Below are 13,082 nucleotides of genomic sequence, written 5' to 3'. Positions count from 1 at the left end.
GTACCTCCGCCCTAAAATGGAGACAAACGCTGGCTCCCGGGGGCCAGCGTCTCCTTATTTAGCGTTATACGTCATATCTAAACGGTATTCGTTTATTTTAAACGTTCAACCAGCTCATCGTACTTAGGACTCTTCAGGAAGTTGTCGATGGAGATGTGCTCTGCATTAGGATTGGTTGCTATAGCACGGTCGGTCAGCGTTTTCTGCGTAATTACGATATCAGCATCAGCCGGGATTTCACTTACTGCCGAATTGACTACCGTTAGATTAACGCCTGCGCTCTGCAGCTTCTTTCTCAGTACGGAAGCGCCCATTGCGCTGGAGCCCATTCCGGCATCACAGGCGAAGACGATTTTGCGTACATCAGCTTTGTTACGGACATTAGCAGCAACGTTATTTGCAGCTGCTGTTGCAACTGTTGCGGAAGCTGCAGTACCGGCAGTCTTCATGTCTTTCATTTTTGCTGCTGCTGCTTCCAGATCCATATCTTCCTCATCCGTTTTCTTCACAGTCTTAAGCAGCAGTGCTGCAAGCACGAAGGAAACAACGGTTGCTACAACTACACCGGCAAGCATCGGGAAGTATCCACCTTTAGGCGTCATAGCGAAGTAAGCGAAGATACTGCCTGGTGATGGAGAAGCTACCAGACCTGCACCCAGCATCTGGAAGGTGAATGTACCGGACACACCGCCACCGATTACCGCCAGAATCAGACGCGGGTTCATCAGGATGTACGGGAAGTAAATTTCATGAATACCGCCAAGGAAGTGGATAACTACGGCACCAGGTGCGGAAGCTTTGGCAGAACCGCGTCCTACCAGCCAGTAAGCCAGCAGAATACCAAGTCCAGGTCCCGGGTTAGATTCAAGCATGAACAGAATGGATTTACCCAGTCTTTGTGATTCTTCTAGTGCGATCGGTCCCATAACCCCGTGGTTAATGGCGTTGTTCAGGAACAGCACCTTCGCAGGCTCAATGATGATGTTAACAATCGGAAGCAGGTTGTGATCAACCAGGAATTGCACACCATTGGACAAAATGTTGGTCAGACCTTCTACCAGTGGTCCAATCCCCTTCAGTGCAGCAATGGACAAGCCGCCGCCGATGATACCGAGTGAGAAGTTGTTAACAAGCATTTCGAAGCCGGCTTTGATTTTGCCGTCAACCGCTTTGTCAAACTGCTTCAGAATCCAGCCGGCCAGCGGTCCAACGAGCATGGCTCCGAGGAACATTGGAATGGAGGAGCCGACGATAACCCCCATTGTAACTACGGCGCCGATAACACCGCCGCGTTTGCCGTGTACCATTGTACCGCCGGTGTAACCGATCAGCAGCGGCAGCAGGTAAGTAATCATCGGACCTACTAGTGCTTCAAGAGTTGCATTTGGAAACCAGCCTGTTGGAATGAACAATGCTGTAATCAAACCCCAGGCGATAAAAGCACCGATATTTGGCATAACCATACCGCTGAGCAAGCGGCCGAATTGTTGGACTTTCACCCTTGCTCCGCCGGATGAAGGTTGTGTTGCAGGCGTAGTTGCCGATGTGGCCATTTAAAATGCCCCCCTATTGAATTGAATGGGATTCCCTACACTTAAGCTTTGTTGTAAGTTCATCCCCTATGCACACATCGTAAATCAAAGCGCTTTCTTTGTCACCAAATTGAAAATGCGGTTTCGTCATGAACGTTGTTGACAACATTTAAGAGCTGTTGCCATAAGCTTTTACCGGGCCTTAGGGCCTATCTTACAGAAAAAATAGTGATAGGAAATATCATAAATCATTAAAAAAGCTGCCCGTGAAATCACGGACAGCCAATTCATCAGATCATATCCAGCGGAACTCTCCAGGCCGGCTGCGGGAACGCCTCATCCAGCTGCCGCAGCTCCGCCTCATTCAACCGGATCCGGCCAGCCGCAGCGTTCTCGGTCACGTGCTTGCGCGAGGCTGCCTTCGGGATGGCAATGACATCCCCCTCACGGATGCTCCAGGCCAGCAGGATCTGCAGCGGAGTAACCCCGTGCTTAGCTGCAATATCCCGGACCGCCGGGTTGTCAGTCAAGCCTCTGCGCAGGCTGCCTGCCTGGGCGAGCGGAGAATAGGCCATAACGGGGATCTTGTGGCTCCGCTCCCAGGCCAGCAGCTCGTGCTCTATGCCTCTGGAGCCCAAATGGTAGAGCACCTGATTCACGGCGCAGTTCTCTCCGCCGGGTATACCCATCAGCTCTCTCATATCCTCGGTATCCAGATTGGAGACACCCCAGCGCTTGATTTTCCCTGCTGCTACCAGCTCCTGCATTCCTTCAACGGTTTCTTGAAGCGGTACATGTCCCCGCCAGTGCAGCAGATACAGGTCCAGATGATCTGTACCAAGACGCTTGAGGCTCTCCTCACAGCTGCGGACCAGCTGTCCTTGGCCCGCATTGTGCGGGTAAACCTTGGATACTAGAAACACCTCATCACGGATGCCGCGGATCGCTTCACCAACCAGTTCCTCCGCCCGCCCCTCACCGTACATCTCAGCGGTATCGATCAGGTTCATGCCGAGCTCAACACCAAGGCGCAGTGAGGCAATCTCCTCTGCCCGGCTTGCCGCATCCTCCCCCATAAACCAGGTGCCCTGGCCGATTCTCGGAACAGAAGCGCCGCCCCGCAGATTAATCCGGTTGTGAATGCTGTTATTCATATGCTGATGTCTCCTTAACAGATGGATTGTATACTTACTATACTTACCATGTTGCTTCAATCGAAACATCGTACAGGTGTCCAAATCTTTAACATCTTAGTGCAGCTTTCAGCCCGCCAGCTTCAAGCCGACCGCAGCACCGAGGATCATTACAATACACAGTATCCGCCGCAGATCCCGTGATTCCCCGTACAGCAGCATGCCGAGGACCGCTCCGCCGGAAGCACCGATACCGGTCCACACCGCATAAGCTGTCCCCATGGAAAGGGTCTCCATCGCCAGGGATAACAGTACAAAGCTGGCACCGAAGCCGCCCATCAGCAAAGTCAGTGTCTGCCAGTTGCGGCGTATCTGCAGCCTGGCCATCATCGCAACACCGAGCATCTCAAAAAGCCCGGCGCCAATCAGCATCAGCCAATCCATCTATGACACCTCCTTAGTTTGCTTTTTGGCGCCGTCCCCGGTTGCCAGCTTGAGTCCGATTACACCCGAAAGCAGCAGTACGATCAGCGCCACTTTTCCCGTATGGAACGGCTGTCCGAACCACACCATATCCGCCAGGACCGTTCCCGCCGTTCCCAGGCCGACGAACACTGCATAGACAGTGCCCGCAGGGAGCCTGCTGCTGGCTGAGATCAGCACATAGAAGCTGATAATAATAGCCAGCACTGTCCCCGCCCATTCCCAGGGTGTTGCCGCATGCTTCAGTCCAATCACCCATGCAACCTCGAAGCAGGCTGCTCCCGCTATTTTCAGCCAGGCCTTGCTGCTCTTGCCCATTTCTCTTCTCCTCCAGTAAGCTGCTGATTCTTAATCCGGGCCTTCCCGACGCAACACAAAAGCCCGGAAGGCCACCGTCATTACTGACGATACCTCCCGGGCTTTTATCCCTCCGTGTAGACACGGATTGGAATCCGTGCGTTTTCCCTCGGACCAGTCCGGCCGTGTGCAGCCGCGGAACCCTAGAAAACCAAATTGATTAAGTTACATCGTATGTTAGCAAACAACTGCGGGGAAAGCAAGCCTATGGCGGAAAAACGAATCCTTCTGGGCCTTACTTACGTACAATAAAAAATGAAACGACCCGAAGAATTCCATGTGAAACCGCAAATTATAGGGTCCGGCATGGGAATTCCCCGTATGACGAAACAACCTAACGAACACGAGGGCTTACCTACAAAATGGAACTTGAAGGTCTGGAGCTAAAGGAATTCACCAGATTGTAGAGCCCTTGATAAGGAGGATACACTTATGAATCAGCAATCATTGAACCAAAAACCATCGGAAGAAGAATACGCCGGGGACGCAGGCAATTATATCCGGTTGGTGCCGGAAGGAGATATTATCGACATTTTGCTTGCTCAGGGCAATCAAATGACCGGGCTGCTGGCCTCGTTCACCGAAGAGCAAGGCTCATACCGGTATGCGGAGGGCAAATGGTCACTGAAAGAAGTGGCAGGCCACATTATAGACAGTGAACGCGTAATGACCTATCGGCTGCTCCGTTTCTCCAGAGGGGATCAGACACCACTGAGCAGCTTCGACCAGGAGCTGTTTATCCCTCCTTTTGATAACTGGACGATGGCACAGCTGGCGGAGGATTACCGGGCGGTAAGGCAAGCGACGATTACGCTTCTGCGCGGACTGCCGGAGGAGGCGTGGACCCGCCATGGAACAGCCAACCACTCCAGCATAACGGTACGTGCCCTTGCCTACGGCTGCGCAGGACATGAGCTTCACCATGTCAGGATAATCCGGGATCGCTATTTGCGTTAAACGTTCAGAAGACGGGGCGGAAGCTGCGCGAAGCAATGCGGCTCCCGTCTTTTTACACCGAATCGGGGTTTTACTGATTTTCAAGAAGCATATCATCTATAACCTTTTGAAAATTATCACGATGCATACGGAATGGCTCGGTGTCAAAGTCCGTGTTCGGGTCTTTGGGCTTGGGCGGATTATTACGGAGCTGGGTATATAAGCGGTCAGTCTCTGCGGATAACGGTGCCCACAATCGCTTCACTTCATCGTACTCCGCATCCAGTTCTCCGATATAGCTGTCATATTCTTGCTTCTGGGTCATCGTTTTGGCCAAGCGGTCCATAGTTGCCTGAATCTCCATCTTTTCACCGACAGCGTTGGTGCCGTCAAGAGCATAATAATGGAATTCCGCAAAACCATAATTCCAAACATCTACAATAACAAAGTTAACCATATCGTCCAATACGGTAAGAGGCGGCGTTGTTTCAGGAGGAATAGGTGTCTGGAACTCGCTGCGGATGTTGTTGAATTCGCCACCACGCGGTGTTTCCGTGGCCCAGGTCACTTTACCATCTGCAATCAGAACGATGACTTCATTATACAATCTGTAACGGGTCTCGCCTTGAAGCAGCACCGCTTCCGTCTGATTCCCGTCCTTATCCGTATAATTCACAGATTCAATGACCCGGGGGTGGCGCACTTTAAGCTCAGGCTCTGTTTCAGTCAATTGATCGGAGGCGAATAAAGCTTGCACATCAGGATGGAGATGCTCGGAAACAAACTGCTTTTTTGCTTCCAGATCCGAATTATTCACATATGTAAGGATGTAATTAAGAGCCAGTGTTTCCGCAGCGGACGGCTCTTGGGATTCCGCCTTAGGGACTTCGGTGGGCGTGGGCGATGAAGCAGGGGTGGCAGTAACCTGCGCAGTTGCTTCCGTAACAGCCGGCGAGCCTGTTGGATCAGCCGAATTGGCGTCAGAGGCACAGCCCGAGAGCACAGCACCGGTCATAATGAGGCCGAGCACCAGTTTTTTATTCACATTATCTTCCTCCTTCAAAAAATTGGATGTTTCATGATCTAATCTTTCTTTACCCCCCAGACAGGGGGTTAAAGCTGCTATTGCAAGTCAATGATTCTCCGTATCATAAGCGATGGGTGGAGGGAGCGGTCTTGCCCGCTCTGGCAGGTCTTATTTCTGCGGTCACATTAGTGTTGACTTCTGGCAGCCCTTGAAGCTGTTCATTGCATAATCGGCCTATGGCGGTGTTGTACTGGCCTTGCTGGCGGGCTGTTCAAGAAGCTGACAGGATTGACTCCCAGGCAGTTCAGGAAGGACACGGGTTCAGTTTAGAAGTGACAATAGCTCAACAGCCTTTTTTTGCAGATTATGGTATGATCACTGGAGGAACTCTTCTTTTATTTTTCAAAAAAAGGAGCGGGAACAGCTTGGGAATTGGGATTATTTTTGTTGGTGTGGCTTTGGTTATCGTTGTTCAGGCGGTTGTACGCAATAGCGGCGGAAATGAACGCAGAAGAAACGGTATTGATGGAAGCGGCAGCCCGTCCGGCAACTATTTCTTTACGGGAGCCGACCCGAACATGCTCACTAATGACCTTCACCGTAATGATGACAACAACGGAACGAACAAGCATCACAGCCACCACAATCACAGCCATCATCATGATCACCATCATGGCGGAAGCAGCTGGAGCAGCAGTCACGACAGCAGTCACAGCGGCGGCTGGGACAGCGGTGGCCATAGCGGCGGTGACTCAGGCGGCGGAGATTCCGGCGGCGGAGATTCCGGCGGCGGAGATTCCGGCGGCGGAGATTCCGGCGGGGGAGATTCCGGCGGCGGAGATTCCGGCGGCGGAGATTCCGGCGGCGGAGGGGGCGGCGGAGACTGAGCATTCACCGCTGGTTCCCCGGACCGGCTCTGTCATGTAGCCGGATACAACAATTTAAATGTAGTCTGTGCAATTAAACGGTCTTTTGTAAGTTATAGAAGCTTTTAAATCCAATAAACACACAAAAAGCCCCGTCATTCGGGGCTTTTTGTGTGTTTCAGGAGTATATTCTTAGAGCATGCAGGAGCATATTACTGCGTAAATTTGAAGCGGCTGAGCAGTACCTCCCCTGTAAAAATCAGAAAGACATCGGCTGTTCCGGCATCCACTCCGGCATCAGCCGTCAGGCTGTGCCATTCCTGCTGTCCGCCTGCCGTGACCTGCAGCGTAGCTGCAAGCTTACCGGACGGGCTGCCGGTTCTGACCTCGATGCTGCCGCCGCTGCCTGAGGAGACCAGCGCTTCAAAAACAGCCGCCCCGTCAGCAAATGCAGCATTATGGAAAGCAATCCAGGCGCCGTCCTGAACCGGATGGATGGAAGCGCCGCCGGCTTTGCACTCGTCCAGGTAGACCGCTTCGTAATCATCATAGTTCTCTGCCTTTACAGGTGTATACAGATTACGGGCAGGCACAGTGTCGCCATGCACCCTGATTTTTGCTGACAGCTGAATGTCACCGGAGGAACGGCCGACCAGAATATTGTATTCCCCGTCTTCCACACAGTATTGCTCACGGGTTACATCCCAGAACGCCAGCTCAGACACCGGCAGAGAGAATGAGACTATCTTTGATTCACCTGCTGTGAGGCTGATTTTATCAAAATCTCTTAACTGCTTAAGCGGACGTCTGATCCGGGTCGACAATGACTGCACGTACAGCTGAACGACCTCGTCGCCGTCTACTGCGCCGGTATTCTCCAGCTCTACGCTCAGCTCAATGGTTTCATCCTGCTGAAGCACATCAGCGGCAAGCACCAGCTGCTTATAAGCTACCTGCGCATAGCTCAGTCCATGGCCGAACGGGTACAGCGGCTCGCCGTCAAAGTACATATAGGTTCTCTTGCCTTTGATAATATCATAGTCCATCAGCGGCGGAAGCTGGTCCACCGACCGGAACCAGGTCATGTTCAGCTTGCCGGACGGGCTATAACCGCCGAACAGCACCTCCGCCACCGCGTTGCCCAGCTCCTGTCCGCTGTGTGAGGTGTACAGCACGGCTGGGATATGCTCGTCGATCCAGGTAGAAGTAATCGGGTAGCTGCCGACAATAACTACAACTGTATTCGGATTGGCGGCATAGACTGCTTTTACCAGATTCTCCTGCTCTTCCGGGAGCACGATATCCGGTCTGTCAATCTCTTCCTTGCCGTTAAGCAGCGGATGATTACCGACGAACACAACTGCAACCTCTGCAGACTTCGCTGCCGCAACGGCTGCATCCACACCGTTAACGACCGTTTTCTTGCGGAACTTATGCGCCTCAGCTTCAGCATCCTGTTCAGCCGAACGCAGTGTTCCGTCTCCGGAGACTGTAATCGGCTTACCGTTCCAGGTGCGCAGCGTAACCGTTCCGTCTTCCTCTGTCACCAAATCCAGCGATTCCTTCACATACCAGCCATAGATTTCATCCGCTGAAGCCGTCAAAATTCCTTCATCCTTCAGGGTGACATACTGGCCGCGGCTGGTTGCCTCAAGTGTATTGGCAGTCCAGCCCCAGGCTGTATGCCGGAACAGTTCCCCGCGCTCAGGAGCCTCATGCAGCACAGCCAGCCGGCCGTCTTCACCCGTCATGCCTACCGCCTTGCCCCCGTCTGCCGAGGTCAGGATAATCCGGTCATCCCCGCTTTCAAACGTCACCTGCCTGCCGGCCAGCTTTTTGGTCACACCCTGCAGCGGAGTAACCCCATAGGCCAGTGTACCGGAGTACCAGTCTCTGAAGGCTTCATCCGCCAGCGGTCCGATCAGTGCCACCTTAGACAGCTCCTGCGGGTTCAGCGGAAGGGCGGCGTTCTCATTTTTCAACAATACAATGGATTGCTTCGCCGCTTCCAGTGCCAGCTCGCTGTGCTCCTTGCTGAGAATGACAGAATCGTCTATAGCCGCATACGGATTGCCCTCCTCAGGATCAAATTCACCAAGACGGAAACGTACACGGAAGGTGTTAGACAGCGCGCGGTCCAGGTCCTCTTCAGCCAGCAAGCCTTCGGCAAGCGCCTGATGAATTACTTTTATCGTCTCTTCTGTCTCTTCGGTTACGCTGTCGATCCCGTTTTTGATTGATTCCGCCATTGACCGGGCAAACGAATCATAGTATTTATGATCTTTTACAATTCCGAACAAATCCCCGGCGTCGCTCACAATGAACCCGTCCATCTCCCACTCGCCCTTAACCACATCCATCACAGCCGGATGCAAAATAACCGGTACGCCATTAAGCGAATTGTAGGCGGTCATCATCGACTGTGCGCCGCCTTCCTTGAAGGCAGGCTTGAAGGCTTCCAGATAATATTCGCGCAGATTGCGCGGGTCAATGCTGGAGGAATCCACTCCTCGGTTGATTTCATTGTTGTTGCCCAGGAAATGCTTGAGCGTTGCTACCGCTTTCAAATACACAGGATGATCGCCCTGAATCCCCTGCACAAGCGCGGTACTCAGCTGACCGGTCAGCTCAGGATCTTCCCCGTAAGCCTCCTCCGTCCGTCCCCAGCGAGGATCACGCTCCATATCAACGGTAGGCGCCCAGAGGGTCAGTCCGTTAATCGCAGGATTTTTTTTGTAAAAGGCTCGCGCTTCATCGCCAATTGCCGAGCCCACCTGCTTCAGCAGCTCCGGATTCCATGTGCAGGCCAGCCCGCCCGGCTGCGGAAAATAGGTTGCTTTTCCCAGCCAGGAAATCCCGTGCGCCCCTTCCGTACCATGCTTATAGGCACCTATGCCCAAACGCTCAATTTCCGCCTGATATTGCGGCATCAAGCTTACTTTTTCATCCAAAGTCAATCTGGACAGCAGATCCTGCACACGTTCATTAAGCGGCAATGCTGTCTGCTGAAAAGGGTATGTCACGGTTTCCATCGATCGTCACTCCTTCGGTCTATATGATAACGGTTACATTCTATTTAATCATAAAAGATAAACGCTTTCAGAAACACCAGCATAATTGACGGAAAAATCACTGTTAAATTAGACATTTCTTTCTGTATAAAAAACTCAATATAATAAATACAAACCAAACCGATACCGCAATGAACGCAAAAGGAGACCTTCATCCCTATGTCAATCCGTATCCGCCAGCTTTTCAGCATTCCCGGCTACACCCCGTTTATGATCTGTATGATCCTGCAGGGAATGGGCATTTCCATCAGCTCCCCGTTTTTGGCTGTTTATTTCACTTCTGAGATAGGCGTGTCCGCAGGTGTCTTCGGCATCTTCACGGCAGTCACACTGATTAGCGGTGTCGGGATCAGCACACTGCTCGCCAAGCGCTCCGATCACGGGATGAACCGTAAGACACTGATGGTCACGGCCATGTTTTTTAATGCCATAGCTTTCTCGGGATATTTATTCATCCATGAGTTTTATCTGCTGCTGATTTATATGACCGTATTTACGGCAATCGGCGCACCTGCCATGCCTCAGCTGTTCGCCAGCGCACGCGAGGCAGTGAATGCCAGCAGCAGCCCGGATCATGCCTTTGCCAATTCAACGCTCCGCTCCATGTTCTCCCTGGGCTTCATTACCGGCCCGCTGATCGGTGCGGTTCTGCTGGAGCATGCCGGCTTTCAGGGGATTTTTACCGGCACCTCGCTGATCTTCGTGCTGAATGCCGTGCTGATGCTCTGCACCGCAAAACGTCCGGCAGGGAAAGCAGCCGCTACAGCTAAACCCGGGCAGCCGCTGAAGCTTCATCAGGATACCCGGGTCCTTATCCCGTTTCTCGTGATGACACTGCTCTATTCCGGCCACTGGATGAACAACCTGAATATTTCACTGTTCATCATTAATACGCTTGGCGGCAGCACGCAGAATGTGGCTTCCGTATCCAGCGTGTGCGCATTGCTTGAGATTCCGTTCATGCTGGTGCTTGGCGTTCTGTCCGCTAAATATTCCAACCGCCTGCTGCTGCTGTGGGGAATCGTGCTGGGCGCGGCCTATTATGTACTGGTCCTGTTCTCAGGCGCCCTGTGGCAGATTATCGCCGGCCAGGTGCTGCTCGCTGTATTCGTCGCTGTGATTTCAGCGATCGGCATCAGCTACATCCAGGATCTGCTGCCGGACCTGCCCGGCTATGCCTCAACGCTCTATACCAACGCTACTACGCTAGGCCGGTTATTCGGCAGTCTGGCAGGCGGAGCAGCCGCCCAGTGGCTCGGCTACCGTCATGCTTACTGGGGCTGCCTGCTGCTGCTCGTTGTTTCTTTTGTGCTGATGGTGGTTCCAGGCTCCGGACGGGCCCGTTCAGATAAAAGCCCGGTTCAAACGGGGGGAGCGCTGTGATGAAAGGGGCTGACGGGCAGGGAATAAGTTTATGTGTGCATTTCAACCGATCCGGCTGCTGTCAGCAAAGTGTTCAATATTTGAATTTAATGCATCCGGGCCTCAAATAATCCTAAATATTCCATTGGCTTTCACCGATATAATGCTAGAGAACTATGACGTCTGGAGGATTAGATGAGAAAATATCACAAACAGCATGGTTATGACAAAACCAGCCTAAAAAAGAAAACAACCGCTATTATTTATTTAACAATGATGCTGACACCTCAGGCTGCACAATACGCCCAAATTGCCAGGGCTGCTCCCCATATTGCGCCTGTTAAAAAAATCACCATCCCCTCTAACCAAAACGTACAATTAAATCTGGATCAAAACTATAGTTATAAAACCCCGGATTATAGTAATAACAATGTAATTAAGATTTCTTCCGAAGCCGGTAACAGTTTAAGCATTGAGCCGTTAAAGGAAGGCAGCACATTTTTAACATTAGCGCTTTCGGATTCACAAAATACTGTCATTCAATCTTTTGTAATTGATGTAGTTGATGCTGGAATTGATGGAATTTTCGATGTTGAGGATATCGTTAATTATTTGAACATCTTCCCTTCATCGGCAATTGTTACAGATGTCCGAAAAATGCTTGAGCAGATTGATTCCCGGATCATTACCTCTGCTGCTAACAATCAGCCTCCTGAATCTCTCAGCCAGCAGTTAATAATTTTCGATCCGAATCAACAAAAGTTTGTTCAGACTTACTCCGATCTCAGCAATTTTTTCACTGATCCTGACGGTGATTATCTTTCCTACTCTATTATCGAAGCTCCTGATCTGCTCAGCGGATTGACGCTTGCCCTACATGGCGGAATGTTAACTATTGGAGGCACACCAACTCTGCCTACAGCATTTACAGTTCGTGCTACAGACCCGGGCGGTCTATATGCTGACCTGAAAAATACGCTGAACTTTGTACCCGAGCCTGTTTCTCATTCCGTTATTTATGCAGATGGAAATTTAACACAGATTGATCTGGGTAATTACTTTGCTGACCGTGATCATGATACATTAACGTTCTCCTATGAACAGTCACAGATTAGTAATTCTTCAATACATAGCTGGCTTAATGAAAACATTTTATCCATTTCCGGCCCGATTACGGGTCCGCTGGATATCCATATTTCTGCGACGGATGGAAATGGCTGGTGGGCCCATAATGAAGTCCATATTGTAGGAAAAAAGATTACTGAGGATAACCTTGCCCCCATTGCTCTCAGTCAGGCAGTCATCATTTTTGACCCGACACAGAAAAAATATGTCCAAACTCCTGGCAGTCTAGACGCTTATTTTCAGGATCCGGACGGAGATTCTTTGTCTTACTCCATTGTAAAAAAACCGGATCCGTTTAGTGGATTAAGCCTGAGTATAAACAACAATATCCTGTCGATAGGTGGCATAGCTACGGCACCTACGGCGTTCACCATTCGGGCAACCGATCCGCACGGGCAATACGCTGAAACACAAGGTAGGCTGAATTTTGTTCCGGAAGCTATCTCTCATTCGGTGGTTCAGCCAACGGGATTACTGACACAGATTGACTTAAATGAATTCTTCATGGACCGTGATCATGAGTCACTTTCCTACGCATTAAGCACTATCGGGTATAACAGTAATGCGATTATTTCCTGGATTGAAGGTAGTATACTTTCTGTATCCGGCAGCATCCTCCATCCTATAGAACTTCATGTTACTGCCATTGATGGACAAGGCTGGTCGGCACAGAATTATATCCATATTAATGGAGCAGAGGTTACTGACGAGAATTTTGCACCGATTGCTTTATGCCAGCCTCTTTTTGGATATGACCCAAATCTTGAAGAGTTTGTGCGTGGCTTTGCCCTCTTGAATACCTTGTTTGAAGATCCTGATGGGGACAAACTGTCATACTCCATCGTGCAGAAGCCTGAATCTGATAGCGGGTTGAGCTTAGAACTCGGGGGTATCAATAATAGTTATCTCTACTTTGGAGGCAATCCAACAAAACCGGCTTCATTCACCATCCGGGCAACCGATCCGCGGGGGCTGTATGCCGACATGAACACAACTTTGAATTTCGTGCCGGAAGCAATCTCTCATGCCGTTGTCGACGCGACGGGTCTGCTGACTCAGCTGGATCTGAACGAATACTTTGTGGACCGGGATCACGAAGCGTTGTCCTTCTCTCTTGGGAGTATCGAAAATAACGGCAACGCCATCCACGCCTGGGTGGACGGAAACATTCTGTCTATCTCCGGGGCGAT

At 51.2% G+C, this 13,082-nt stretch carries 10 protein-coding genes and 1 riboswitch; of the genes, 4 read left to right on the top strand and 6 right to left on the bottom strand.

Annotated features, from left to right (window positions below):
- Positions 1 to 92: 92 nt before the first annotated feature.
- The 4 genes from BN3772_RS27415 to BN3772_RS27400 form a co-directional block, all read right to left on the bottom strand.
- Complete coding sequence (locus BN3772_RS27415) at positions 93 to 1,553, bottom strand: PTS mannitol transporter subunit IIBC (RefSeq protein ID WP_042203540.1); 1,461 nt, start codon at positions 1,551 to 1,553, stop codon at positions 93 to 95.
- Positions 1,554 to 1,822: 269 nt separating this feature from the next.
- Positions 1,823 to 2,686, bottom strand: a complete 864-nt coding sequence (locus BN3772_RS27410) for an aldo/keto reductase (protein ID WP_042203539.1) — start codon at positions 2,684 to 2,686, stop codon at positions 1,823 to 1,825.
- A 108-nt stretch (positions 2,687 to 2,794) separates the two neighbouring features.
- Positions 2,795 to 3,109, bottom strand: coding sequence for a DMT family transporter (locus tag BN3772_RS27405; protein WP_042203538.1), 315 nt, complete (start codon positions 3,107 to 3,109; stop codon positions 2,795 to 2,797).
- Positions 3,110 to 3,466, bottom strand: coding sequence for a DMT family transporter (locus BN3772_RS27400; protein WP_042203536.1), 357 nt, complete (start codon positions 3,464 to 3,466; stop codon positions 3,110 to 3,112).
- Positions 3,467 to 3,557: 91 nt separating this feature from the next.
- A riboswitch (guanidine-I (ykkC/yxkD leader) is annotated at positions 3,558 to 3,663 on the bottom strand.
- A gap of 289 nt (positions 3,664 to 3,952) precedes the next feature.
- Between BN3772_RS27400 and BN3772_RS27395 the strand changes: the two genes are divergently transcribed.
- Positions 3,953 to 4,462 carry a DinB family protein gene (locus BN3772_RS27395; protein WP_042203576.1) on the top strand — a complete coding sequence of 170 codons (510 nt, stop codon included), beginning with the start codon at positions 3,953 to 3,955 and terminating at the stop codon, positions 4,460 to 4,462.
- 70 nt (positions 4,463 to 4,532) lie between these two features.
- On the opposite strand, the gene BN3772_RS27390 is transcribed toward BN3772_RS27395, so the two are convergent.
- A complete protein-coding gene (locus BN3772_RS27390; RefSeq protein ID WP_052380725.1) occupies positions 4,533 to 5,486 on the bottom strand; it encodes a hypothetical protein in 954 nt (317 codons plus the stop codon).
- A 407-nt stretch (positions 5,487 to 5,893) separates the two neighbouring features.
- Between BN3772_RS27390 and BN3772_RS30980 the strand changes: the two genes are divergently transcribed.
- A complete protein-coding gene (locus BN3772_RS30980) occupies positions 5,894 to 6,355 on the top strand; it encodes a hypothetical protein (protein WP_042203535.1) in 462 nt (153 codons plus the stop codon).
- Between the two features lie 191 nt (positions 6,356 to 6,546).
- On the opposite strand, the gene BN3772_RS27375 is transcribed toward BN3772_RS30980, so the two are convergent.
- Positions 6,547 to 9,366, bottom strand: coding sequence for a glycoside hydrolase family 3 protein (locus BN3772_RS27375; protein WP_209443715.1), 2,820 nt, complete (start codon positions 9,364 to 9,366; stop codon positions 6,547 to 6,549).
- A gap of 198 nt (positions 9,367 to 9,564) precedes the next feature.
- Between BN3772_RS27375 and BN3772_RS27370 the strand changes: the two genes are divergently transcribed.
- Entirely contained in the window at positions 9,565 to 10,788 is a 1,224-nt protein-coding gene (locus BN3772_RS27370; RefSeq protein ID WP_042203534.1) for a sugar efflux transporter, read from the top strand.
- A 174-nt stretch (positions 10,789 to 10,962) separates the two neighbouring features.
- On the top strand, positions 10,963 to 13,082 hold a 2,120-nt coding region (locus tag BN3772_RS27365; protein ID WP_042203533.1), incomplete at its 3' end, for a hypothetical protein.

This window comes from Paenibacillus camerounensis (assembly GCF_000723885.1).
Taxonomy (GTDB): Bacteria; Bacillota; Bacilli; order Paenibacillales; family Paenibacillaceae; genus Paenibacillus_AQ; species Paenibacillus_AQ camerounensis.
Note: the sequence above shows the minus strand (reverse complement) of the source record. Positions and strands in the feature narration are given on the sequence as shown.